The sequence below is a fragment of the bacterium genome, assembly GCA_008933615.1.
GTDB lineage: Bacteria > CLD3 > CLD3 > SB21 > SB21 > SB21.
The window spans coordinates 23,171-49,198 of the sequence record WBUR01000016.1 but is presented as its reverse complement, the minus strand read 5'-3'; the positions used below and the strand labels follow the sequence as shown (position 1 = coordinate 49,198).

Genomic DNA, 26,028 nt, shown 5'->3' with positions numbered 1-26,028 from the left:
GAATACATTTTAGAGTATGAGTATTGTAATCCTATTTTTCATTTAATTCAAGCCGAAAGTTAAACCCATGGCCGTCATTTCAACCCTGTACAAGCACGGCATCTTTGCGCGGCGATGAAACGTGCGTTTCCGCATCAACCGAAAGTTCTTTCAATTTTAATACAACGCAAGTCAAATCGTCGTGCGCCTTAGATCCGTTTTCGAAAAAACTGACGTCCTGAATGATCTTATCTTTGATCGTTTGAGCATCGAGGCTGCGAACTGATTGAACTGACGCGCATAGTCTGTCCTCCCCAAATTCCTCGCCATTTGGATTTCGCGCCTCAATTAATCCGTCAGAGTACATAACGAAAATGTCCTCATTTTGAACCTTTATCACATGTTCCTCCATCGAATTACGAAAAAGCAACCCGTTGTCCAGCCCAAGTCCGATGCCGTCCGGACGAACAAAATTATTTTCTTCACCGCAAACGTGCAGCAGCGGACAATGCCCTGCGCGCGCAAAACGTAATTCGTTTTTTGAAATATCAAAGTCAACATAGAGAACGGTAATAAAAGATTTTCGATCCATGCTTCCATATAAAACTTCATTGACCGCAATCATCAGGTCCTTTGGTGCAGAATAAATTCCAGCTAACGCCTGAATAATTCCTTTGATTTCCGCCATATAAAATGCAGCCGAAGTACCTTTTCCGGAAACATCAGCAACCACAATGCCTAGACGCCAATCCGCCAACTTAACGAAATCGTAATAGTCCCCGCCGACTTCATTGGCGGGAAGCGTCATTGCGCCTATATCGAGTCCTTTCGTGCCGGTTTCGTTTCTGATCGTGGGAATTTGTTGTGGGATCAGCCTCATCTGCACTTCGTGCGCAATGCGCAATTCCTGCTCCAACCGTTCTTTTTCCAAGGATTCTTTGACAAGCCTCGTATTCTCCAGAGCAACGGTAGTCTGGTTTGCAAATGCGGATATGATCGCAATATCATCCTGGTCAAATCCAAATTGCTGCGCTTTTGCAGCATAGAGTACGCCTACAATTTCATCGTTGGAAATAAGAGGAACACCTACAAGAGACTCCATTGGCGTACGTTTCAGATCCTTAGTCGTTTTATCCTTTTTAACCTGATTAATGACAATCGGTTTCTTTGTTTGTAAAATCATTTCGACCGGCTGAACTAAATAATGCAAGTAATCAAGATCGTTCGATGGAAATAATTGTGAATCCCCGCCTTTGGTAAGATATTTTTTTGAACTCAGTTCCAAAAAGTGAACATGAAAATTGTCTTTTGTTTTTAATGCAACAAAATCAAACTGGCCTCGGAATGACGGATTTTTGGCCTTAGTCATCTCCAGCCACGATGCCTGCGCGTTCGTGGCTTCGCAAACCAGATCGGTAACGGTAACAACGATCTTGTCAAAATCAAAAAGGGAATTGATCGTTCGGCTGAGGCTGTAGATGGAATTAATCTCGCGCACTTTCTTGTCATAAATTGCAGCTGTCGGCAAATGCATCAACGTATTGACGGTCGTTGTAATACTGTAGAAAAAAACGAAAATCGCTACGATGAACAGGAACGAGCCGGCCGACAGGCTGTAAGATTCGACTATGTCCGAGAACGTAATGCCTCCGCCGATCGGCGCGCCTAAAAGGCCCGACGCCACTACAGTGAAGATAATGCCGCCAAGGAATGTAAATAATTTTTGCCGCCGGTTAAGTACCGTGACCCAGCCGACCCGTACCACGTTCAGTGACATGAAAATGGTCGTCAGAATAAGCAGCACGAACGTGACAACATGGTTGGCGGAAGGATCATACCGCAACGGTTTGCCGGTTAAAGCAGTTGAGAGAATGGTGAGTCCGGCAAGGAGAACAAACACAAAAAAGTGATTCTGTGTGTTTTTTTTTCGACGGTGAAAAATAAGCGTCTGAATCAACCTCAGCATAATCGAAAGACATACGACCGCTACGATTCCGATCACATGCGCCACTAGCACGGCCGATAAAGAGTTGGGTTCCATCACATTACCGCCGGCATATCTTGGGGGTTTATACTCAGGCTGCAGCATAAACGCTATCACGAACCCCACAGTATAAATTGCCAACATGAGTAAGAGACCTGATCTGAGTTTGCGGGTAATGCTCATTTCATCAAGCCGGCCATTGGTAAATACGGTGTATAGAACGAGCACTAAAACACCAATTATGACGGCTTCATTGAGAACAACTCCAAGAGTAAAACGGATACGAGCATAAAAAAGAAATGAACTGATACCAAGTCCCGTAAGGAACAATAAAATAATAAAAACGATATTCAGCCGTAATATTTTGGAGGGATTTTCCATTCGAATAGTATTTCAGAGCTTTCAGTGATCGCTTCTGGAGATTATCTACGAATAATCGAAATTTATGTTTCTCATTAATTTAGAAAAGTAGATAAACAAAAAGTCACATTCAAGCATGAATACATCGTATGGGTGAAAAATATCAAAATCGGACCGGAGAAGTGAGAAGTATTTGGAATACATTCATTACAAAATTTTAAACTACATCAAGAATTTCTGCAGAAAGGATTCAGTCAGCAGGCAGATTATCAGTATGAAAACAAATCCAACGGTTAAGCCAATTGAATAAAATACCGTTTTTTCAGAGTAAATATCATTCTTATTAATTCCGGTCGATCCCTGAACTACAACGTATTTATTCAAACCTGTTATCCTCCCGAGAACCATACCGGTGAAGAATGAAATAAGAAAGCCAATGGGGTTCCACCAGAGCCAGGAAACAGATTGTCCGGCAAAAACCCACAATCCTATGTTGACACTAACTCCTGCTACTAACCCAATAATTGCGCCGGTTTGATTGGCCGATCGAATTAGGATGCCTAAAACGAAGATAGCGGCGACCGGCCCGTAAAAAACAGAACCGATTTTGTTAATCAGTTCGATGACTGTATCTGAACTCACGGTAAGCAATACGGCGAATCCGGTGCAAATGACTCCCCATACAACGGTCAAAACTCTGGAGATCAGCACAGAATTCCGGGGAGTCCAATTCAATGCAGAACGATGGTAGTTTAAAATAACATCCCGCCAAGTCGAAGCACTTAACGAATTTAACGAACTGTCTAAACTGGACATGGAAGCGGCAAAAATACCGGAAACTGTAAGCCCCAGAAAACCTTTAGGCACGTACTCGAGCAGAAAATAAGGCACCAAATAATCAGGCCCGACCTCTTTTATTTTTTCCGCCATAACGGAATTTTGAGCCAAATAAGGAATTAATAATACTCCAAAGGCACAGTAGGTCAACACCAACGGAAATCGTAACAGACCGTTCAGAAATAAGGATTTTCGGGCTTCCTGAACTGTCGGAGTCGTTAATAATCGCTGCGCCTGACTTTGATCACACCCGTAATATGAGAAATATAAAAATATGCCGCCGAAAAGCATCGGCCAAAACCCAAAGGTCTGCCCATCACCTAAACCCGTGGATTGAAAATCGAAAATATTTAACCGCTGTTGTTCTATGGACGTCAAACTCAATGTGTCAAAATTTAGCAAGGATATGACAATCCCAACCAGGATAAATGTGCTGATCCAGAGAACGATTAACTGGATAATGTCGCTGTATATGTCTGCCGTGATTCCGCCGATGGATGTATAGATGATAGACACCACTCCCATGATCAGAATAGTTGTAATAATATCAAGGCCGAGGCAGGCGGCGGTCAAAATTGAAGTGGCGAGAAGCATCACGCCGCTTCCCAGCCCGCGGCTGATCAGAAAAACCATACTTAACAATAACCGGACTTGACGGCCAAACCGCTTTTCAAGATACTCATAAATACTGATTACGCGCAAACGATGATAGACAGGTAATAATACGGTCATGATCAGAATCATCGCGAGGGGTACGGCAAATTCGTATTGAAGCCATACTAAGCCGCCGCTCGGATTTGCGGCGACAAATGCCGGAACGCCTATCAAACTTATCGCACTGACCTGCGTGGCAACGATGGACAGAGCAATTTTCCAGGCACCCATCGAGCGCCCTGCCAGATAATAGTCCTCCTGCGTTTTTTGGCGACGTCCAATTATTATACTGATGCCAATAATCAAAACGATGTAGCCGAAAACGATGATCCAGTCTATTTGTTCCATAACTTTGCCATCAAATTAAAGGCAACTGCAAAATCAATCGTCCGAAATTTGTTGAGATGTAAAACTGATTATGATGAATTCCAATAAATCCGATGGAATAAAAATCTTAGCTGATCATTATTTTTCAGTCAATACGATTAAGTGGATTATTAAATTGAAAAATAATAAACGATGAGCTGCATGGATGTGTCAATCACGCATTATCATGATTGACGTGTTCGACCAACTGATTGGTAAATTCGGGAAGCGCAGCTACAATTCGTACAAACGCCGGGAGCATCCGTACGCCTATCGGATCCTGCGTGAACTCCTGCACAGCAGATTTCAGGGCGTTTACAAAGGCGTCAACGGCTTCAAGCTCACTGTTACGGTCATAAGATAGCCCGTTGATCACGGAGACCGCATTAAAAATATCTATGGCTTTCCGTGATTCCTGAATGTACGTGGTGAGCAATGTTGAGTAGAAAGCGCGTGACATGACTATCCCATCCTGACTCAATACCCGGAAAAGAGTTAGGGAAATGTCATTGGCCATGCGGACTAAACCTTCATTTGGTTTGTCTTTTTTCAGTTCCTGGTGTTTGTGTTCATAGGTTTCCTGAATTTCAACCTGACAGATCCTGTTAACGGATGCATTTTGATATACCTCGCTCAACATGGATACTTCGAGTCCCCACGTCGGGGAGATGCGGATTCCTTTAGCTAATGTCCGAACAAAAGCAAATTCTCCGGAAAGCGGATAACGGAAACTGTCCAGGTATTCAAGAAAAGAGTTTAGCCCGATTATTTTTTTTAACGCGCGTATGATCGGGGTATAAAATAAGCGTGTAACGCGGCCGTATAGCTTGTGAGTCACACGCGCATAATACCCTTTACTGAATTCATAATGAAGCGCCGGATGAACCAGGGGATAGATCAAACGTGCCGGCAACTCCCGTTTGTAATTCACAATATCACAATCGTGGAGCGCAATAACATCCACATCATTATCCGCAAGGATATATAACAATGTGACCCAAACAGAACGACCTTTGCCCGGGGTACTGATATCAAAACCGCTACCTTTCAACTTATGATACATTTCGGACATTTTCGGTCCATCATGCCAGATGATTTTCACTTTAGACGGGAAATCCGCGAAAATCGATTTTACTTTTTGAAACTGCCGGTCATCGGCACTATCCAGCGATAACACGATCTGAAATAAATAATCGACATGACGCAATTCCTCGACGATGTGCGGCATCGCGGGACCTTCAAATTCCGAATACAAGGACGGGAGCAATAAAACCACATTTTTCTTCTTAGCAAACTGCCGTAGTTCTTCTTCTATCTCCTCGATCGGTCGATCCTTCAGTTTTTGTAAAGTGGTTACGCTGCCATTTTGAAAAAAATCAGCCATATTGTATTACTTATTTTCTTGAATACTTGAATTCGATTTGCACTGTTAAGTTAAATAATTAAGATAATTATTGCAATACATTGCAATGCGTTTTAATTTTGAGTAAATTTATCGAGGTCATTCAAATGATTATTTTCATCTACAAATACTATTGACAAACTGATTTTTTTGTTTAAAACAGATAAGTTATGAAAGAAATTTCATTAGAAAAGGCATTGGTTGAGCAGGTTGAGAGAATCGGTTCTGCAGATATATTAGTCGGCATTCCGAGTTACAACAACGCGGGAACGATTGGGCATGTTGCACGCGCCACGCAGGCCGGGTTGGCAAAGTATTTCCCGAACTATAAAGCGGTACTGCTAAATTCCGACGGAGGATCAAATGATCAGACGATGGATGTTGTTAGAAATACAACCATCGAAAGCTCAGATACGCTTTTAATCACTCATTCTTCAAAAACCTTTCTTAAAATTGCAACACCTTATCACGGAATTCCTGGAAAAGGAAGTGCATTCCGAACCATATTTGAGACGGCAAAACGATTAAATGTCAAAGCATGCTGCGTGGTCGATTCTGATTTGCGAAGCATTACTCCTGAATGGATAGAGTTATTGTTAAAACCGGTACTGGAGTCAAATTTTGATTATGTTGCGCCGATGTATCTTCGCCATAAATTTGACGGCACGATTACCAACGGCATCGTATATCCGTTAACACGCGCTTTGTACGGACAGCGGATTCGCCAGCCCATCGGCGGCGAATTTGGTTTTTCAGGCTCCTTAGCAAAATTTTTTCTAAAACAGGATGTATGGGAAAGCGACGTAGCTCGGTTTGGAATCGATATCTGGATGACTACCACGGCGATCGCCAATTCCTTCAAAGTATGTCAATCCTTTTTGGGAGCCAAAATACATGATGCCAAGGATCCCGGCGTCGATCTGAGCAATATGTTATTCCAAGTAGTTGATTCAACGTTTGAATTGATGGCGCAGTACATACCGGTTTGGCATAATGTTACCGAATCAAAACCGGTGCCGACTTTCGGATTTCAATATGCCGTCGGGCTTGAGCCAATCGCTGTGAATGTTGACCGACTGATCGAAAAATATAACATGGGCGTCAAAGACCTCAGACCAATTTGGGAAATGTTTCTACCGGATGATATATTAGCAACTCTAAGCCGCCTGCAACATGCATCGAAGAATGATTTTCATTTTTCAGATGAAGTCTGGGTAAAAATAGTGTTCAACTTCGCCTTAGCATTTAAGAACAAAGTGATTCATCGTGAGCACTTATTGAAGTCGTTAACACCCTTATACCTGGGCAGGACGGCTTCATTTATCATGGAAGTCTGGGATAGCAATGCCGATGAAGTTGAACAGCGATTGGAACAACTTTGTTTGGCTTTTGAAAAAGAAAAATTAAATATTATCGACCACTGGTCATAACCTAATCGGAGGTGCGAGATGGATTGGTTGAATGATTTAATCATAGAACCTATAGAGGTTTATTTTAATAATTTTCTGCTGTATTTACCGACACTGACGTCCGCTTTCATTATTTTTATATTAGGGATTATTCTCAGCGTCCTGTTATCGAAACTATTGTCTAGAATTCTGAGGTTTAGCAAATTAGATCGGGTGTCCCAGAAATTGAATATCCCCGAAGCGCTTCTTAAAGGAGGCATTAAAGATACCTTATCGGGCATTATCGGAAAGATTTTCGGCTGGACTTTGTTCGTTTTGTTCACTTTGATTTCTCTCCAGGCGATGAAACTTAAGCCAGTGCAATTATTAGTAGAACGTTTGGTTCTGTACCTTCCGTATATCTTTACGGCCTTATTGATAATGCTTTTCGGTTATTTACTTGGTAATTTTATAGGACGAGCCGTGTTAATCACATGTGTCAATGCCGGAATAAAAACGGCCGGTATTATTAGCCGCTTCGCCAAGTATGCGATATTTTTCTTTGCGTTGTCTGTTGCACTCGAACAACTGGGAATTGGAAAAGATACGGTTTTGGTAACATTCGCAATTACATTTGGTGGAGTGGTGCTGGCTTTGGCTATATCATTCGGGTTGGGGGGTAAGGATCTCGCAAAAGGATTCATGGAAAAAAGACTCAACGGCGAAAAAGACGAAATCGATTATTTATGATCGCCGATAAAGAACGCGGTTCAACGCCTTATTAATACTAACAAGATAGCGCGGGTTCTGGCTAATCTACTCATGAATGATCATCAGTGTTATATCTCCCACATTCGTTCCCGTAGGTCCGGTCATAATTAGATCATTTGTTTTCTTGAAAAAATTGTACGAATCATTGGCGGCCAAATACTCGTCGATATTGAGTTGAAGTTCTTGCGCTTTCCAAAATGTCTCGCAATCGGCTGCTGTTCCCGCTGCATCGCATTGGCCGTCGATACCGTCCGTACCAGCGCTTAAAATAGTGAGAAATGCCATAGAACGAAATTCATTCAAAGCGGATAAGCATAATTCTTGATTGCGGCCGCCTTTTCCTTTTCCACGCACTGTCACGGTTGTTTCCCCGCCAAATATAAGGCAGACCGGAGGAGAAAACGGATTCCCGGATATGTGAATTTCTTTTCCTATTGCTGTGATTGCTTTAGCGGCTTCGCGCGCCTCGCCGTCTAACCGGGAAGTCATAATATGCGCAGGTAAACCTAATTGATTCGCCTTCTCCTGCGCACGAATTAAAGCGGTATAATTATTGCCTATGATATGATGAATAATGTTGGAATGAGTTGTTTTAGGTGTTTCAGGAATTTGTCGGGCAAGTCCTTGATCGATCACCGCCAGTACATTGGCCGGAACCTTTTGCATCAGATCATATTTATTTAAAATTGTAACAGTATCCTGATACGTTGAATCATCCTTATACAAAAGCGCCGAACCGATAGTAGATAGGTCATCTCCGATTACGTCCGATAAAACGAGTACCAGCCCAGTACCGCTCGATAATTGCACTAGTCGGCCGCCTTTAACCATGGACAGATGTTTGCGAACAATGTTCATTTCGTCAATAGGCGCACCTGAACGCAGTAGTAAAGATGTTGTATGTTGAAAATCGTCTAAAGTAATCGGGGAAATTGGCTTTTCAACAATTGCCGAGCTTCCACCGGATAATAAATAAATAAAAAAATCCTTGTCACTCAAATCGGACATTGCGGCTATCAATTGATTGGTCGCGTCTAGTGTTTTTTGTGTCGGAACAGGGTGTGAGCTTTCTAAAACACGGATGGGTCCAATGTCCCGCCCGGGATCACTGGCTAACATCATTCCGCCGGTAATGCGATCGCTCAGAATTTGATAAAGCACATTGGCCATGGCTACGGACGCTTTACCGCTACCAAATATAAAAATACGGCTTTGCGCCGGTATCAGATATTCATGCTCTTGAATGCGCAGTGATTGTCCATCAAAACGAACGGATTCATTAATGAGTTGTGCGGGTAATACTGATTGAAAAGCTGCGGTAAATATCTCTCTGGCTGTGTTTTTATAATTCATCTGATTATTTTATGTTTTTAGTATTCATGTACAGTCTGTCTTATTTTATCGAGTTTAAAACCATTTCGATTGCCGCATTCCAACCTTTGCTGCCGGCATAAGGCGCTTTGATTAGATTGGGAATATCCATCGATTCAAATTTTCCATCCGGATGCGGAATGAATACCGGATATTGAACGACCTTCAGCATGCCGTAGTCATTCATGCTGTCGCCCGCGCCGATTGATATAATCTTTGACTGAAACATATTTTCGTAGATCTGAATGACGCGCTCGACTGCTACACTTTTATCCTGTTCAGAACCGATCAAGTGATAAAATCGCCCTCCTTGAACGACTTTAAATCCTTTTTGCCTAGCCATTTGATCTACAAGAAAAACGTCTTGTTCGGACTCAAAAATAAACGGTTCGGTAAACTCTCTACGTTTCGCTTTGGTCGCCTGATCCATTGACAAACCGGTCAAATTTTGAATGGCGCTTACGCCCATATCGCCGAAACCGGTGATAGCAAAACTTTTTTTTAGCTCTATAAAAAACGCGCGGATTTCCGAATAATATTTACCCAACCGTATCAGCCGATAACCCTCATAGTAATCACTCTCGTTGAAAACCTCATGCTCATGGTTTTTTTGAAAAAAAATACCGCCGCCGTTTTCAGTGATAAACGGATCCTCTATGTTTAATTCTTTTCGAAAGTCAAGAACTTCGTGTCGGGTTTTACTGGTACAAATAATGAGCGGGATTGATTGCTCGCGAATACGCGCTATGATGGGCAGTGCATCACGATAGGAATAGTCATAATAATTAAGCAATGTCCCGTCTAAATCAGTAAAAATAACGACCGGCAATGTTTTGTTTTTTCGAAACATCTTACAAAATTGAATTAACAATAACTGCAATATAACAATAAATCTTGGAATATCTGTCCGAATTAGATAAAATTTCTCAGTAAACCAATTTACCTAAGGCTTCGTACCGGCAAGCCTAGGGTAAGAAATCGTAATCCGGTTATTTTAACTAACCCACGGAAATAACGATCTTGCCGAAATTCTTATTTCCCAACATACGCTGATGCGCATCTTCGATCTGCTGAATCGGATAAACGGAATCAATTACCGGTTTTAAAACTCCATCTTCGAATAGAGGCAAAACAAAGGATTTTATTTGTTGAGTTAATATAATTTTTTCCCGAATCGGCCGGTTACGTAAAGTACTGCCCCGTATCAGAATATTCTTCTTCAATACTTGACTCAAATCTACTGCTGCTACTGAACCACTCAAAAGCCCAATTAAGATCAAGCGCCCACGATACCCCAATAAATCGATGTTATTTGCAGAATATTTCGCACCGACAGTGTCCAAAATGAGATCGACACCGGTGACTTTGGTCAACTGTTTGATTTTGCTTATTAATTGATCTTCTTTATAATCAAAAACATGATCTGCGCCAAGTTCTATACACCTTCTCATTTTTTCAGGGCTTCCTGCTGTTGTAAGAACAGTGGCTTTGGCAAATTTTGCAATTTGAATCGCGGCAGTTCCAACACCACTTCCACCGGAATAGATCAAACACGTTTCACCTGGCTTGAGTTCGCCCAGATCGAACAAATTCAAATACGCAGTATAAAAGGCCTCCGGAATAGCCGCAGCCTCATCAAACGACAGATTGGTTGGAATCGGCAGAATCATATCCTGATGAATGTTAATGTAGTCCGCATACCCGCCTCCTGCAAGCAATGCGCACACCCGGTCTCCAACTTTGCAATTCGTCACTTCCGGTCCGGTTTCCACAATTTCACCAGCGCATTCAAGTCCTATTATCTCTGATTCACCATCCGGCGACGGGTACAAACCGCGACGTTGCAGCAGATCGGCCCGATTGACAGCCGTTGAACGTACCTTTACGATAACTTCACCGGCTTTGCGTCTAACCATCGGAACTTCTGTCCATTCCAAACTGCTGCTTTTGCCGGCATCTTTAATTATTATTGCTCTCAACTGTTTATTCCTTTTTTGAATTTAAGGAAACCGCCGTCTTTTTTAAAGGTTTTTTTGTTGACTCAAACCTGAATATTTGTAAATTTTGTTATCAATCGCATTTCTGTTATTTTTTATGTAAAAATTCACTTCAGTATGTGATATACGTCACAGCGACCCAATGTATTATTTTGTAGATTTCATGAGTTTCTGCCCATTCCATATACGATAAATAACTCAAATTTTTTGCATTGCATTGTATGGCTATTACAAAAACAAAGAATAGCGAACATAGGTCATTGATTAAGCATCCTGATTCGCATTCCAGATCTTCGGTTTCCCATATGACCGTATTGAGCGCAACATCGGAGAGGGAACTGGTTCGTTTTGCTTTGAGCGATAAAACACTGGCCGAAAAATCAATAGTGGAGTTATGGAATCGTTATAAAAAAAGACTTTATTTATATGTAAAATATAAACTTAATAAAAATAGATACGCCGGTGAAGAGCAAGAAAAGTATATTATCGAAGACATAATTCAAAATACGTTTTGCGATGTTATCGAAAATCTAAAAGAGTACAACCCTAAGTTCGAAGTTTCAACCTGGATTTATAATATCACCAACAAGCATTTCGTCCGTTATGTCCGTGAAACCCAAAAGTATAACGGCAAAACTCTTGGCTTTGACGATACAGCTGAATCCTATTCTCTTAGTTCAGATTGCAGGGAACCGGATATTGAATTTGAGCTAAAAGAATTTGAACGAATCGTGATAGTTTTTGTACAATCCCTTAAGACGAAAGAAGACAGAGAAGTTTTTTTGCTGTATTTACAGAACTTGCATACAAAAAACATAGCTAATTTAGTTGGCAATACTCAGGACGCCGTAAGAGCCCGGCTAAATCGGACGATAAAGAGTTTTAAGAAATTTCTGAATAAACGATACCCGGAATACTTGAATTCAACCACCTTGTCTCAGATAAAGAACTTGAATATTCGGGTCTCGGTCAAATAGATGTCTCACTGGCAAAGTTAAAAAGGACTCACACGATGAGTAACAATCAGGGAAAGAAAATACCTGCATTCGATAAGCCCGAAAAACTCTTTTCTGAGTTTGTTCGCGAAATGGATGAACAGTCCACTAATGGAATCGTGAAAAAACTTGATCCACTGAAGATCGAGCCTATGGTGGATCATTTTTTAGAACAATGTAATACTTTTGAAGAAAAACTCGAATTGCGGGAAAATATTCAGGTTCTCTTATCTGCGAAGTTCAATTATGCACTTGCCGAAGAGCGGTTAAACCTAAGTATTGAACTGGAAAAAAACATTCACGAAAAGATCAAAGATGTGATCAAAAGGCATTTTGAAAATGCTGCAAAGTATGCCGGATTTGCACTAAACTGGGCAATCCTAAAGCCTGTAAGATTCATTAAGACAACCGTTGAACCGATTGTCGCCAATACGGTTCTCACCTACTCCATTGCAGTTCACCCGCCGTACCTTGCTTCCGTGGAAGTGATGGAGCTAAATGCTATGAAACTCGATACGAAAAATCATGTTGAGAGCGTTCATAACGGTGATAACAGCTCGGAATTGCTAAGAGCTTTAAAGACAGTAAGAAAATATTCTGATGAGGATTTCGCTAACTTGACTCAAAACGTAATGAAATCCAACGATGCCGTAAATGAGAAAAAAATGGTCGCCGCGACTAAAGTGAAACCGAGTTCCGCCGCGATGAATACAAACATATCTAATGCAGCCAAGCCTTCTCAAACTGTGTATGTGGATTTACAGCGAAGGATCATTCAGCACGCTCCGGTTGCCGTTAACACAAAAGAAAGCCGCCTCAGTGTGAGCAGATATAGCGGCGAACTCAGGCCAATCGGAGATGTTCAACGCATTATTGCACAAAATGACCATCGCATATACAATTGCTTTAATATTTATAAGAAAAACAGCCAGAAAAAGAACGGCCGGATCTCAATGAAATTTCAGATTTCATCCAGAGGCATGGTCAAAGATGTTAAGGTAACATATAATAGTTTTAGTGAAGACCTGGCGGACAGGGTCATGCTCCAAATTAAGACCGTTCGGTTTGCTGAAATAGACCCAAAATTAGGAGATCAAACCGTATACCATACTTTTTATTTTTAAGTACTCGCGTTTTTACTCAGGTAATTTGATCCACGTTATTTACTTATAAACAAACAACGAAATGAGGGCAATACCTTGATTGAATATATGATACTAAAATACGGTCTAAATTACGCACCGGCTTCTTTAAACATCATCGCTAAACGAATCGGTATCTCAGAAACAGATCGTAATCTGGATATTTTGAAGAACGAACTTGAAAGACTAGTCAACAGAAAGAAGGCGTTCAAATCGGGAAACCGTTACGCAATTGACGCCGAAGGAGCCAAATCCATATCCAAACTCAGCACGAGGTCTCCTATCACACAACTGCCCACACCAGAAAATTTCAGGAAGACCTTCCGGCAGTACGTTAATCAATAAACTATTTCTTTTTCGTAGCGCGAACTTTCTTAGCTGCTGTTCTAACAGGCTTTGTTTCTTCGATGAGCGCAATTGAATTTTCCGTTCCTACCTCGCTTGTTGTACGGGGGCATTGATCATCCGTTAGCCATTTGCTTTCATCTGCAAAATACAAAAACTGGTATTCCCCGGGCGCAAGTTTGATCTCTGCCTTCCAAATCCCATTTTTGCTTTTTTTCATGGCGTTTTTCGTATGATCCCACTCATTAAAATCACCTAAAAGGCTGACCGAATGTGCTTCTGGTAACTCTAATTGAAACACTGCTTTTTTTGTTTTGGCATTAAATGTGAACATCTCGAAAACCCTCCTTTTGAATATTTTATTATAATTAAAAAAAAAGCGAGAAACAATGGTATTCTGATTACGAAGTCAGTGTAACTTTAAAAAAACTTGACTTTATTGGGCAGAGTTTTTACCTTGGCAAACCTTTTCAGGACTAAATAATCATTTTTTATCACATGAAGAATTGTACAACTTAAATGGCAGGTGTTTCAGATTTCAGAACAGGGATGACCATTCTTATGGACGGGAATTTGTATGTTGTTACGGAATTCCAGCATCGCAACCCCGGTAATTGGCGCGCATTTGTTGTCGCTAAGCTAAAAAACGTCAAAACAGGCAGAGTTATTGAAAAGACGTTTCGTTCTCATGACAAATTGGAAGAGGTTCGTGCTGAAAGCAAAGAAATGCAGTTCCTCTACAATGACGGAAGCATGATGCATTTTATGGATAATCAGTCATTTGAACAGGTTGGAATTCCAAACGAGACCGTTGGTGAAGCTGCCAATTTCATGAAAGAAGGCATTACACCAAAAATTTTGTTTTATGAAGGTAATGCGGTCAGCATTGAAATGCCCATCACCGTCGAGTTAAAAGTTGTAAGTACAGCTCCCGGTGTAAGAGGCGACACTGTGACCGGCGGATCGAAACCGGCGGAACTTGAAAGCGGCGCGACCGTTAATGTACCCTTTTTCATAAATGAAGGCGACATGGTCAAGATTGATACCCGAACGGGTGATTATCTTGAACGGGTGGCTAAATAATTTTGTTTTAACCCATCAGATGGAGAGCGGAGATAATGGACCTAAAAGATCTTAAAAGCCTTATCAAAATGGTTGATGAGAGCAATGTCAGCGAAATAGAGATTGAACAAGATCAGAGTAAAACAAAAGGCCGCCTCAAAATCCGGATCAGCAAGAATAACGGCATGACGGCAATGACATTCGTTCCGCAGTCACAACACCAACCGGTTCAATATACACAATCACAACCACCTCAGATTCCTCAATCCGTGCAGTTCGAAAGCAAAGAAACTATAGAAAAGTCCCATGCGGAACGTCCCAAAGACTTCGTGGAATCGGGAAATTTTATTGAGATCAAGTCGCCCATTGTCGGAACCTTCTACCGTTCCCCCGCTCCTGATGCGGATCCATACGTGGAAATCGGTTCATCAGTAAAACCGGGACAAACTCTCTGCATTATTGAGGCCATGAAAATTATGAACGAAATTGAAAGTGAAGTAACAGGCAAGGTAGTTAAGATCCTTGTTGAGATAGGACAACCGGTCGAATATAACCAAACGTTATTCCTATTAGATAAAGCATAGTTTCCTGACCCTTCCCCGCAAGGCCCCTTTTCATGACCCTCCGCACAAAGATATACGGCGGATACATTGCTGCGCTTCTTTTTTGCATCGTGGCGGCAGTTTACATCTTCTATCAAACGGCACTGCGCGACACCCTTCTGGATTCCATCTCAAAAACTGATTTCACAAAGACTCACTACGTAGATAAGCTTGGGGCGAGTTTTGACCATTTGCAAAACAAAGCGCTGTTGCTTAGCACCATTTCGGAACGTAAAGAACTGATTCGAGAATCCGAGTTAGCAGCGAAAGAGATTTTAGCTATACGCCGCTATTGCGACAGTATGACCGCTCTCGTATATATCAGTCAATTTGAACTTAATCCGAAGATGTTGGAGAATGCGACAATACGTTTTTTTGCCGCAATCGCCGCAGCTACAGGAGTTACTGACCCTGCGTCTTACGAACCGATCCCTTATGAAAAAGAGACTCGGCTCATCGAAACGATACAAAATTTGACAACTGTTCTCTCAACGAAAATTGAATTTGAAAAACGAAATACGGTTCAGAAAGACAGAAAAAAAGCTATAAAGCCGATGGACGAAGAAATCATTCCTTCGATAGACTCCGCAAGGCATGTATTACGCAATTTTGAGAAAGTAGCCGTGCTCCATACTCTTTCAAAAACTGAGACTCTCAGCAGATTTAGCGAACTCATTTCAGTTTTCACCTATGTCGTTTTTTCATTTTTGATCGTTTTGATTATCGCGGCAATATTTGATGTTCGTAAAATCATGAAAAGTATCGAACAAATCACAATTGCTACACAGAGCGTTGGGTTAGGCACGTTTGACCGAAAACTGGAAATCAGGAATTTTGCGGAATTGAATAATCTCGGGAACGCCTTTAACCGTATGATACAGCAACTCGAAGAAGTTGAAAAACTAAAATCCGATTTTTTTAATAAACTGGTACATGACTTCAAAAGCCCGCTTGATAATATTAAACAGTCGTGCGCTGTCCTTGCGAAGGATATGGCGGGCGCGACGCTCACAACGCAACAGAAAAAATTTGTCGATATAATTCAAAGAAGCGCGGGTGAGCTTAGAAATATGGTGCAGAACCAATTGGAAGAATCGAAATTGATTGCAGGCCAATCCACTCTTACTTTCCAATTAACCGACCTTAGAGAGTTAATTAAAGAGCGTATACAACTTCAGCGGCCAACGGCGATTAGAAAAAATATCAATTTTTTTGTGAAATTTACAGATGCTGATTTTCAGATCAACTGTGATGCAATTAAAATTCGCCGCGTTATGGACAATCTTTTAAGCAATGCGATTAGATTTTCACCAACAGATTCGACCATTTCGATCGAAATTGAAGATCAAAATGATAAGACACAGGTTCGAATCAAAGACAGCGGAGGAGGAATTCCTCATGAACTTCAGCCTCACATTTTTCAAAAGTATGCAAGGCAAGTCAATTCGGATACGGCATCCGGAACGGGGTTGGGTTTGTATACCGCCAAATACATAATTGAATTGCATGGGGGCCAGATTTGGTTCAAGAGTAAGCCGGGATTTGGAACGACGTTCTATTTTGCGCTGCCCAAACAAAAACAAATTTAATCAAACAATTGACTAACCGTAACCAGTTCATATCCCATGTTTTTTAGTAATAGAATGATATCCGGAAGCGCTTCGGCTGTGTGTTTCCCGCCTTTATTAATATGCATGATTATGATAGAACCGCTTTGAACTTGGTATCTAATACCGTCGATGAGCCGCAGTTTGCCGGCGAGTTCGTGCGGATCTCCGGATGGCAAGTCTCCGCAAATCGTTTTTAACCCCAAACGCCCTGCAGCATCAGTAACTCTGCTATTGTTTTCCAGATACGGAGGCCGGAATACCGAGGGGATTCGGCCAGTAACCGTATAGATAATTTCCTGCGTCCATAAAATTTCGTGATACAAACGATCGTCCGATACTTTAGTTAAATGACCGTGAAGGTAGGAGTGGTTGCCAATCTCAAAAAAAGGTATTGAGGCGAGAAACACGGCATCTTTCGGGCGATCGAGAACCCACTTGCCGCCAAAAAATATCGTAGCGGGCGTTCGTGCAGCAATAAGAATTTCCGCAACGGCGCTGTCAAACCGGCTTGGCTGAAGCGTGGAACATGCATCAAAAGTCAGAGCTACCTTTCCGGACAATCGATCGCCATTTTGAATTTCAATGGGTTTTTGCGTTTTACTCGGAGGTACTTTTCTTAGCAGAAGCCGTGGTGCGGGAAAGTTTTCTTCACTGAATGTCGCAATATCGTATTGAACTACAATACGATCCTTGCATTCGCTCATTGTGTGAGAAAAAAAAGTGTTGGTATCTTTTGGTTGAATACATCCGGCACTAAGAAACAAAATTAAAACAAAATAATACTTAACTACCGAATGCAAATTCATCTGTCTACTTTAACATATTTTTTACAGCGTCAAAAGATCCGTCGTTTGGGGCAGGGTTTAAGCCAAGTATATGAGCCATGAGTTCGTATACATGGATATTCTGGAAGGGCTCGGCCAAATACCCTTTCTTAAAGGCTGGGCCGTGCGCTACGAATATTGCGCCCATGCAAAGCAATTCATTATCAAATCCATGGTTTCCGCCAAATTGATAATCTTTGTATTTATTAAGATAACTTTTTGTGGTAATGGACCATCCTTCGTCGGCTACTAGAACCACCGGAGAAATTCGGTCATTTTTAGAATAATGAAAGCGGGGAGGCATATTATCCTTATTGTATGCATGCATGTGCGTATGTGCATTAGCCATGATATCAAATAGTTTCTGATTATCTCCGTCCTTGCTGCGTAAACCTACCACGGGGGATTCCATGATTGCGTTAACGCTACTCATATCGATGTAATCATCCAGAAAAATAAGACTGTCCGCACTGACCGTTGCAAATCCATGATCGGCCGTAACGATAATATTCACCTTGTTAAACAGGCTGCGCGCTTTTAAACCTCCAATGAGCCGCCCCGCCACCGTATCCATCGCGCGGATTGCTGATAAAATCTCTTTTGATTCCGGGCCATATTTATGTCCTATTTCATCGGTAAGGCTGAAATAAAGAGTGATCAATGTCGGCCGCTGCTCCACCGGAAGATCGAGCCATTGCAAGACTTGGTCAACGCGTGATGAATCCGGTGTTTTCCCTTCATACGGTCTAAAATAAGTCGGTCGCGTGTTACCGATTTCCGCTTCCGAACCCGGCCAAAAGAAAGTTGCGCTAAGCTGCCCCTGCTTAACGGCTGTCGACCAGATTGGCTCGCCTCCCCACCAAACACTTTCAAGATTATTGAGGCTATCTTTATATACGAACGCTTTGTTGAGTTTCGGATCCCACATACGGTTGGAAACAATGCCGTGATTTTCGGGGTATAATCCCGTTACGAGCGTATAATGATTTGGAAATGTTTTTGATGGAAAAGACGGGATCATTCTTTTTGCTCGTACACCATTCGCAGCAAGGCGGTGTAAATTGGGCGTATCGGTTTTCTCCATATAATCCCAACGAAAACCGTCAAATGAAATGAGAATGACGGTGGGCTTGCTGTCCGAATAGGTGTTCTGGGATGATGGCGCTGACGCGCATCCGCAAGAAACAAACAATAAAATAAGTACTCGAATTTTCGCCATTTCCATTCCTCATTGATTGCAGTTACAATTCAAACGCTACAATGTACACTTTTTCTAAAAAATTGCACAAGGTTTATTTTGTATAATTTACAGTTTGATTCATTCCGCCTTTTTGCTTATAATTGCGCCCATTATGCAAGGAAACGTTTTTTAAGTGTAAATAATGAAAACAAGCGATGAAATAAAACGACGGCGAACTTTTGCCATTATCTCACATCCTGACGCCGGTAAAACGACGCTGACTGAAAAATTTCTTCTCTATGGCGGCGCCGTCCAATTAGCCGGATCAGTCACAGCAAGGAAAAACCAACGATCCTCCCGTTCCGACTGGATGGAGCTGGAAAAGCAACGCGGCATTTCGATCAGTTCCACTGTGCTGCAATTTGATTATCAGGGTTATAAGATCAATCTTCTTGACACACCGGGACATCAGGATTTTTCTGAAGATACTTACCGTGTTTTAACGGCCGTGGATGCCGTAGTAATGGTTATCGATGCAGCAAAGGGAATTGAAACTCAAACGCGGAAACTCTTCGAGGTATGCCGCCGCAGAGCCATACCGATATTCACCTTCATGAATAAATTAGACCGCCCGACTTTAGACCCGTTGGCGTTGATAGACGATTTGGAAAATGTTTTGGGAATTGGCGCATACCCTATGAATTGGCCGCTTGGAACAGGTATTGATTTTCGAGGCGTGCTGGATCGGCAAAAGAAAGAAATTCATGTGTTCGAACGAACTATCGGCGGGGCTTATCAGGCGCCGGTTTCCATATTTGATTTTTCAGATCCTCTGGTGAAAAACCAAATGAATGTTAACACGTATAATGCCGTGGCTGAGGAATTGGAAATGCTGGATACGGCGGGACATTCTTTTGATCCCGGCGGGGTTTTGACCGGTAATCAAACGCCCGTTTATTTTGGCAGTGCGGCAAACAACTTTGGCGTACAGCTTCTGCTCGACGGTTTTCTTGCGCATGCAGGTTCCCCTGCTCCGCGCAGTGCCGGTTCAATGACAATCGATCCGGAAAATGAAATTTTCTCAGGTTTCATTTTTAAGATTCAGGCAAATATGGATCCTCGGCACCGTGACCGCATCGCATTTATGAGAATATGTTCCGGCCGATTCACCCGCGATATGCTGGTCACCCATTCGCGGACTAAAAAGAAAGTACGCTTGTCAAATTCCACAAAGTTATTCGGTCAGCAGCGTAAAACAGTCGACGACGCGTTTCCCGGAGATATCGTAGGACTGGTGGGACATTCTGATTTCGGTATCGGGGATACGTTAACAGAAGATCCAGCCATCGTTTATATGGAAATTCCTCGATTTCCTCCCGAAAGTTTTGTATTTCTGCACAATCCGAATTCGTCTAAATTTAAGCGATTCCGCGAGGGATTGGATCAATTGCTGCAGGAAGGCGTGGTCCAAAGTTTTTATATCAAGAACTCCTATGAAAAGACTCCCCTTTTGGCCGCAGTCGGCCCGCTGCAATTTGAAGTAGTACAATTTCGTTTGGAAAGTGAATACGGGGCGGAATGCAGACTGGAACCAACCAACTGGAAACTGGTTCGTTGGGTTTCACCTGAAATCGGCGATAAAACATTATCAAAACTTTATTTGCCGACAGGAGCGGTATTAGCTGAAGATACCTCCCATCAAACGGCCATTTTGTTCGGTGATGAGTGGTCCTGCAATTACTTTATGGAAAAGAATCCCACAGTTCCACTTTCAAAACTTTCCTACAAAGACGATCTGATTGTCGCTTAAGATTAACGAGGATTCGTACTAATAACGAAAATATAATCAACTGCCGATCCGCGTCACCCCTGAAATCCGTTTGTCTTATGAGTACCGTCGCAGAATGGTTTATTTTTGGAACCCCCGCAGCGGCATAATGCAAAAGATTCTTTGGCCGCAATTTTTTTTCCTTCCGAATCAACCATTTCACATTCGCCTTTTACCAAGATGGGTCCATTCTTAGCAAACTTTATTTCAACTTTATTTTCTGACATTACTTTGTCCTTCCATTGACTGTTTTATTCATGAGGTATTTCATCATTTCTAAATTTTCCTCGCTTTTGATTTTATCGTCCTGAGCTACAGCTTCATTTAACAAATTCAGTGATTGCAGGTAACGAATGAAGCCGCGTCTATTTTCACCCATCAACTCAAAAACCTCTCCTTCGGCCATTAACAATTTGGACAACAAAATGCATTTTTCGGAATCATTATATCCGCCTGAAGACAACCATTTGACAAGATCGGTATCGGATAAATTTTTGATGATTTGATAATAATCGCCGAGCAACTCTTTGCCGGTGATATCAATTTCATTCAGCGCCTTATCGTATTCTTTATTTTCTTTTAACAGTAAGATTTTTGCAAGCGCCTTTGCGAGCATCTCAGTCATGCGCATGATAAAATCACGCTGGATCATAATAACATCCCGACTTCAAACTATTAACGGCATTATCAATTACTTTTTTGGAGGACGAATAATTGCCATAATATCATCATAAACCTGTTCTTCAGAGCGTTCCCCGTTAAGGTAGGTTAGTTTACCAAGCGATTTATAAAAATCCCGCAAAGGCGCCGTTTCATGCTCATATACTTTTAACCGATTTTCTATTGCCTCGCGCGTATCGTCGGAACGTTGATAGATTTCTCCTCCGCAAACGTCGCAGACTTTTTCTTTTTTTGGAGGGTGAGTAACTACGTTATACACCGTTCCGCAACTTCTGCACACAAGACGGTTTGCGAGCCGCTCTACGAGATTTTTGTAAGGCACATTAAAATCAATCACCGCATCCAGTTTAATTTGCATCTTGTGCAACGAATGCTCAAGCGCTTCGGCCTGAGGTAATGTTCGCGGGAAACCGTCTAATATAAAACCTTTCTGAGCATCGTCTGTTTTAAGCCTTTCTTCAACCAGCGCGATAATTAGTCTGTCCGGAACGAGCCGGCCGTCGTCCATATAAGTTTTTGCCTCTATGCCCAGCGGACTGTTGTTCTTGATCGCTTCACGCAGCATGTCTCCGGTTGATATCTGAGGAATATTAAAAGTGTCAACCAGTTTTCTGGCCTGAGTCCCTTTTCCTACTCCCGGCGCTCCCAGTAGTAATAATCGCATGATCCTGTCTCCTATTCAAATTAGCTCTTCGCAGATTTCATCCTATGATGATGACCCATGACTTTATTGAGCGTAAATTGTAAGTTTTGTGTTTCGATATATTCCGCCCAGTCTATTTCAGGATTTTGATTTTTTCTGAACTTCATATAAAAAACCGGTTTTCCCTGATCTTTCCATTTTTTTTCATATTTAGTCGGATAATAATTTTCCAATTCAGTCACAAATATTTTCTGAAGCATCGGCTCAAAGCATTGCGTCTCTTTAATACTTGCGATCACCCAATCCCGATATTCTTCATCATCGGTTGCAATAGTCAGAATGGAACGCATTTTTAACGCAAGCAAACGCAAAGAGATCGGATTGATCAGACGGCGTTTTTTGTGCCGTTTTTTAAACCACGGATCGGGATAATTGATATATACATCTTCAATACTTTCGTCGGCAAACAATTTCCACGTGAGGAATTTAGCATCGCCGATAAGTAACCGTGCATTAGAAATGGCCTGCTTGATCAGCTTTTTGTTCGCCTTTTTCAGATAGACACCCTCAATCTCAATGCCTACCATATTTCGGTCAGGGTGATCCTTCGCAAAAGGAACCAAAAAACTTCCGTTACCGATTCCTATCTCCAGATCCAGCGGATACTTATTTTCAAATACATCCTGCCAGTCAACAGGAACACCCTCCTGAATAAGGCGCTTAACCTCCTCTTTGTGCCAGTCAATGATATAGGTATTCAATTATAAAAACTACTTCGTATGATAAATAAACGTGCTTATCTGGTTGACTCACAAATGGAAGAGAACACTTCAGTCTGAGCGAAGTCGAAGACTGATTTTACTAAACTTGGTCATGGTTCGACAAGCCTGTCCTGAGCCCTGCCGAAGGGCTCACCATGACGTATGTGAGTAAACCCGATAAGCACATAAATAAATTATTTGTCCTGAAAATCGGCTTTTCTCTTTTCAAGAAATGCCGAAACGCCTTCTTTCATGTCGTGGGTTCCGTATAGTTCACCAAAACACGTCGACTCAACATCCATGGCCTTAACGATGTCAACCTGACTTCCGTTTGCAATGGATTTCAATGCGCGCGACATGGCCATGCCGCTTTTGGAAACCATTTTCATAGCAACTTTCTTAGCATCGTCGAGTAAGGTATCCTTGGAAACCACTTTATTCACCAAACCGATCGCCAGGGCTTCTTCCGCACGAACCTGATCCGCGCTTAGAATCATTTCAGTTGCTTTACTCAGCCCGACGATACGTGGAAGCCTTTGCGTGCCGCCGAAGCCCGGAATAATTCCAAGGGCGATCTCAGGCAAGCCCATCAGCGCTCGGTCGGACGCGATTCGAATATGACAACTCATCGCCAGTTCCAATCCACCGCCAAGGCAAAACCCGTTGATTGCGGCGATGACGGGCTTAGGTCCGTTCTCCAATTTCAAGAATACTTTTTGTCCGAAGGCCGACATTTCCTTTGCCAGATCCTTTGATGTGAGTTTTGATATTTCGTCAATGTCTGCGCCGCTGGCAAACATTTTGCCGGCGCCGGTAATAATAATTACCTTAACGGCTGCATTAGTGTGAAGTTCATCCAACATCTTATCGAGCTCCTGAAGCAGGGGCATTTTTAAACTATTGCCGGGCGGATTATTAAGCGATACGACCGCAATTTTATCGGCAATTTCTAGCTGCAGGAATTGATAAGGCATGTGCAATCTCCTTTCCATAATAAATGACTTTTCATGCAAAATATATCATTTGCTCAACTTAAATCAAACCTAAAAAATAAATTCCCTCGCTTGAATGTAAACGAGGGAATCAAAAATAGATCTTCATGGAAAATGTGACACGTCTCTTACATGTTTGCCGCCTTGGGTTTTACCTCTGCCTATTTAACCAGCAACATCTTCTTTGTTTTCGCGATCTTGCCTGCCTCCAATCTGTAAATATACAGCCCGCTTGCAACCGGGCGACCTAATTGGTCTTTTCCGTTCCAATTAACAGAGTAATTCCTCCCTGTTTCATAATAACCATTAACCAGCGTGATTATCTCTTGTCCGAGAATGTTGTATACTTTTAATTTCACATTTCCCGATCTGGCCACATCAAACCGGATTCGTGTTTCCGGATTGAATGGATTCGGGTAATTCGCATGAAGCTCAAACGAGTTTGGGAGTTCATTTTCAAAACTTGCCGTCATTTTGGTAACATATTCTTCAGTGCCGATCCAAACTTTGAATCGTACTGGATAATGCATGTTTTCGCTTCTGAAACGATACTCATTCCCTTCCACCATCTCATGACGACTTACATTCATCATGCGAATGATGAATCCCTGAGGAACTCGATCCGGCATCCATGACAGAACGTTTTCACCTGATAGATTGGAGGCGACCTGCATATCCCATGAGTAGCCTTTTTTTCCAATAGTACAGTAATCAATAGTGTTCTGCATTGTCTTTCCGGACTTTTTGTGGTCAAATGAAACACTGACAAAATCGCCAATCGTTGGTAATTCCGGTAAGTCATACCGGTCGTCGTCATCCGACGCATCGACAGCCGCTCCAACATAGTTGAACTGGTCCTCATACTTGTCATTTCTAACGGTAATCTGCACACGCCAGTCGGCATCGGCGAATGATTGTTGTAAAGACTTAGCGGCCCCAATGGCGCCGGACGGATCGATTGTTAAGATTTGGTTGGTTGTTGCAGCATTGTAGACCCAATATCCATCCCACGGTTTGAGTTCTGTGAACGGTGTATTATCTCCACTGGTTTGGCCGATGCCAATATACTTGCTACCATCATAGGCGATCGGGCCTTTGATGTTCACATTATTTCCCGCGTCAGTGTCCAAAGCCCAATCAATCGAAAAAGTAAATGGATTAGCAATTTGATTCCAGCCTGGGCGGAGTGTTATAATTCCATCCGCCACTGAAGCCGTTCTTCCAGAGCCTAATGCGATCTGTTTACCGGCTGGAAAAATAATTTGCTTGAACCAAAATGATTGACCCAACTTAAACTGGTCAGTAGAACGCACTTCATTACTTCCGTCAAAAAGTCTCCACGAGGAGTTCCCCGATTCGCCAAAATCGGCAAGAACGGATGACACAGAGCCATTGTCCAATTTGAGCGGTATGGAAAACATTCGCCATTGGTCCGACGGAAAACCGATCGGATAAGCGCCTCCTTCGGGGGACAATGTGGATACCGTGCCCTCAGAAAAAAAAACCGGGATCGAGCCCATCATCGATTCAATGTTGCCTGAAATATCTGATGTTCTGATGCGATAAAATAGCCCCTGCTTAGTCACCCCTGACTCAGGAATAATAAAAGAAAACAAGTCGCCGGTTCTGTTCCACACGCCGACAGTATTTTCAAAACTTGTCTCCGTGCCATTTCGGTAATCCAGTAAAGTTGTCCAGACAGAGTAGTTATCTGTGATCGTTGCCGTAACAACAACATGACCTGGATACGTCGCTGGGTAAGGGTTTACACTAACAGTACCTATGCTTGGAGCTTCCGAGTCGACCATGGTCGCTTGAGTACCGATCAGCGGTGAGGTTGTTAAATAGTTAATCGTATTGCCTGAGCCGTTGTAGGCAAAAATCTCATATGTGTAAGTCGCACCAATATCTAAGTTAGAATCATTTAGACTGGTTGATGCTCCTTGTCGCCACACCCACCAAGAACCTTCGCCATAATCTTGGCCATCTTCTGGAATACCAGCGGGCGGAGATGATGCTTTGAATTTTAGAACAATGTAACCATCCGCTCCCCCAACAGATGGCGTAAAACTTAATGTCATTTTTGTATAACCGATATTTGAGAATATAAGGTTTGTTGGTTGGGCTGTGGGTTCGGTAGCCATCTGCCCATACAACGTGCTGGTTACCGTCAGAAGAAACAATAGAGTACGTAACATTTTACTGATCTCCTCTTTATGCCACAGCCGCCATAAAGCCTGGCGCGGTGAACATA

At 42.3% G+C, this 26,028-nt stretch carries 24 protein-coding genes; 9 read left to right on the top strand and 15 right to left on the bottom strand.

The genetic code is table 11. The annotated features are described in order from the left end of the window. Window positions 1-79 precede the first annotated feature (79 nt). The 3 genes from F9K33_07635 to F9K33_07625 all read right to left on the bottom strand — a co-directional run bounded on the left by F9K33_07635 (window position 80) and on the right by F9K33_07625 (window position 5,564). Complete coding sequence (locus F9K33_07635; GenBank protein ID KAB2879859.1) at window positions 80-2,344, bottom strand: SpoIIE family protein phosphatase; 2,265 nt, start codon at window positions 2,342-2,344, stop codon at window positions 80-82. Window positions 2,345-2,545: 201 nt separating this feature from the next. Continuing rightward, window positions 2,546-4,162: a sodium/solute symporter gene (locus F9K33_07630; protein KAB2879858.1), complete on the bottom strand. Its 1,617-nt coding sequence runs from the start codon at window positions 4,160-4,162 to the stop codon at window positions 2,546-2,548. A gap of 193 nt (window positions 4,163-4,355) precedes the next feature. Further along, on the bottom strand, window positions 4,356-5,564 hold the full coding sequence (locus F9K33_07625; protein ID KAB2879857.1) for a glycosyl transferase: 1,209 nt from the start codon (window positions 5,562-5,564) through the stop codon (window positions 4,356-4,358). Between the two features lie 188 nt (window positions 5,565-5,752). Between F9K33_07625 and F9K33_07620 the strand changes: the two genes are divergently transcribed. Both F9K33_07620 and F9K33_07615 read left to right on the top strand, forming a co-directional pair. Next, entirely contained in the window at window positions 5,753-7,012 is a 1,260-nt protein-coding gene (locus F9K33_07620) for a glycosyl transferase family 2 (protein ID KAB2879856.1), read from the top strand. Between the two features lie 18 nt (window positions 7,013-7,030). Beyond that, window positions 7,031-7,720 (top strand): hypothetical protein, encoded by a 690-nt coding sequence (locus tag F9K33_07615; GenBank protein ID KAB2879855.1) that lies wholly within the window; start codon window positions 7,031-7,033, stop codon window positions 7,718-7,720. Between the two features lie 66 nt (window positions 7,721-7,786). On the opposite strand, the gene F9K33_07610 is transcribed toward F9K33_07615, so the two are convergent. The 3 genes from F9K33_07610 to F9K33_07600 form a co-directional block, all read right to left on the bottom strand. Then, a complete protein-coding gene (locus tag F9K33_07610; protein KAB2879854.1) occupies window positions 7,787-9,094 on the bottom strand; it encodes a glycerate kinase in 1,308 nt (435 codons plus the stop codon). Between the two features lie 40 nt (window positions 9,095-9,134). After that, on the bottom strand, window positions 9,135-9,962 hold the full coding sequence (locus F9K33_07605) for an HAD-IIB family hydrolase (GenBank protein ID KAB2879853.1): 828 nt from the start codon (window positions 9,960-9,962) through the stop codon (window positions 9,135-9,137). A 148-nt stretch (window positions 9,963-10,110) separates the two neighbouring features. Further along, window positions 10,111-11,079, bottom strand: a complete 969-nt coding sequence (locus F9K33_07600; protein ID KAB2879883.1) for an NAD(P)H-quinone oxidoreductase — start codon at window positions 11,077-11,079, stop codon at window positions 10,111-10,113. Between the two features lie 251 nt (window positions 11,080-11,330). Here F9K33_07600 and F9K33_07595 point away from each other — a divergent pair, with 251 nt between their 5' ends. The 3 genes from F9K33_07595 to F9K33_07585 all read left to right on the top strand — a co-directional run bounded on the left by F9K33_07595 (window position 11,331) and on the right by F9K33_07585 (window position 13,591). Beyond that, window positions 11,331-12,086: a sigma-70 family RNA polymerase sigma factor gene (locus F9K33_07595; GenBank protein ID KAB2879852.1), complete on the top strand. Its 756-nt coding sequence runs from the start codon at window positions 11,331-11,333 to the stop codon at window positions 12,084-12,086. 35 nt (window positions 12,087-12,121) lie between these two features. Beyond that, on the top strand, window positions 12,122-13,228 hold the full coding sequence (locus tag F9K33_07590; protein ID KAB2879851.1) for a hypothetical protein: 1,107 nt from the start codon (window positions 12,122-12,124) through the stop codon (window positions 13,226-13,228). A 75-nt stretch (window positions 13,229-13,303) separates the two neighbouring features. Continuing rightward, window positions 13,304-13,591, top strand: a complete 288-nt coding sequence (locus tag F9K33_07585) for a hypothetical protein (GenBank protein KAB2879850.1) — start codon at window positions 13,304-13,306, stop codon at window positions 13,589-13,591. 1 nt (window position 13,592) lies between these two features. Here F9K33_07585 and F9K33_07580 read toward each other — a convergent pair whose 3' ends face one another. Beyond that, a complete protein-coding gene (locus F9K33_07580) occupies window positions 13,593-13,925 on the bottom strand; it encodes a glycoside hydrolase (GenBank protein ID KAB2879849.1) in 333 nt (110 codons plus the stop codon). A 185-nt stretch (window positions 13,926-14,110) separates the two neighbouring features. Here F9K33_07580 and efp point away from each other — a divergent pair, with 185 nt between their 5' ends. The 3 genes from efp to F9K33_07565 are packed head-to-tail and all read left to right on the top strand — an operon-like array spanning window position 14,111 to window position 16,844. Continuing rightward, complete coding sequence (efp, locus tag F9K33_07575) at window positions 14,111-14,674, top strand: elongation factor P (protein ID KAB2879848.1); 564 nt, start codon at window positions 14,111-14,113, stop codon at window positions 14,672-14,674. Between the two features lie 35 nt (window positions 14,675-14,709). Beyond that, on the top strand, window positions 14,710-15,237 hold the full coding sequence (accB, locus tag F9K33_07570) for an acetyl-CoA carboxylase biotin carboxyl carrier protein (GenBank protein ID KAB2879847.1): 528 nt from the start codon (window positions 14,710-14,712) through the stop codon (window positions 15,235-15,237). A 32-nt stretch (window positions 15,238-15,269) separates the two neighbouring features. Next, window positions 15,270-16,844, top strand: coding sequence for a HAMP domain-containing histidine kinase (locus tag F9K33_07565; protein KAB2879846.1), 1,575 nt, complete (start codon window positions 15,270-15,272; stop codon window positions 16,842-16,844). Here the strand turns inward: F9K33_07565 and F9K33_07560 are convergent. Together F9K33_07560 and F9K33_07555 are read right to left on the bottom strand one after the other, a co-directional pair. Beyond that, complete coding sequence (locus tag F9K33_07560) at window positions 16,841-17,671, bottom strand: polysaccharide deacetylase family protein (protein ID KAB2879845.1); 831 nt, start codon at window positions 17,669-17,671, stop codon at window positions 16,841-16,843. The two genes, F9K33_07565 and F9K33_07560, sit on opposite strands and share 4 nt — an antisense overlap. Window positions 17,672-17,675: 4 nt before the next feature. Next, window positions 17,676-18,914, bottom strand: coding sequence for an alkaline phosphatase family protein (locus F9K33_07555; protein KAB2879844.1), 1,239 nt, complete (start codon window positions 18,912-18,914; stop codon window positions 17,676-17,678). Window positions 18,915-19,071: 157 nt separating this feature from the next. Here F9K33_07555 and F9K33_07550 point away from each other — a divergent pair, with 157 nt between their 5' ends. After that, the gene (locus F9K33_07550) at window positions 19,072-20,679 is read left to right on the top strand and encodes a peptide chain release factor 3 (protein ID KAB2879843.1); all 1,608 of its coding nucleotides are present in this window, start codon (window positions 19,072-19,074) and stop codon (window positions 20,677-20,679) included. A gap of 53 nt (window positions 20,680-20,732) precedes the next feature. Here the strand turns inward: F9K33_07550 and F9K33_07545 are convergent, their stop codons facing one another. The 6 genes from F9K33_07545 to F9K33_07520 all read right to left on the bottom strand — a co-directional run bounded on the left by F9K33_07545 (window position 20,733) and on the right by F9K33_07520 (window position 25,972). Then, window positions 20,733-20,924: a CDGSH iron-sulfur domain-containing protein gene (locus tag F9K33_07545; GenBank protein ID KAB2879842.1), complete on the bottom strand. Its 192-nt coding sequence runs from the start codon at window positions 20,922-20,924 to the stop codon at window positions 20,733-20,735. Next, window positions 20,924-21,349, bottom strand: coding sequence for a hypothetical protein (locus F9K33_07540; protein KAB2879841.1), 426 nt, complete (start codon window positions 21,347-21,349; stop codon window positions 20,924-20,926). Before F9K33_07540 ends, F9K33_07545 begins: the two co-directional genes overlap by 1 nt. A gap of 39 nt (window positions 21,350-21,388) precedes the next feature. After that, window positions 21,389-22,042 carry an adenylate kinase gene (locus F9K33_07535; protein ID KAB2879840.1) on the bottom strand — a complete coding sequence of 218 codons (654 nt, stop codon included), beginning with the start codon at window positions 22,040-22,042 and terminating at the stop codon, window positions 21,389-21,391. 20 nt (window positions 22,043-22,062) lie between these two features. Continuing rightward, window positions 22,063-22,782, bottom strand: a complete 720-nt coding sequence (trmB, locus tag F9K33_07530) for a tRNA (guanosine(46)-N7)-methyltransferase TrmB (GenBank protein KAB2879839.1) — start codon at window positions 22,780-22,782, stop codon at window positions 22,063-22,065. 194 nt (window positions 22,783-22,976) lie between these two features. Continuing rightward, on the bottom strand, window positions 22,977-23,756 hold the full coding sequence (locus F9K33_07525; protein ID KAB2879838.1) for an enoyl-CoA hydratase: 780 nt from the start codon (window positions 23,754-23,756) through the stop codon (window positions 22,977-22,979). A 179-nt stretch (window positions 23,757-23,935) separates the two neighbouring features. Then, the gene (locus F9K33_07520) at window positions 23,936-25,972 is read right to left on the bottom strand and encodes a T9SS type A sorting domain-containing protein (protein ID KAB2879837.1); all 2,037 of its coding nucleotides are present in this window, start codon (window positions 25,970-25,972) and stop codon (window positions 23,936-23,938) included. Between the last annotated feature and the right edge of the window lie 56 nt (window positions 25,973-26,028).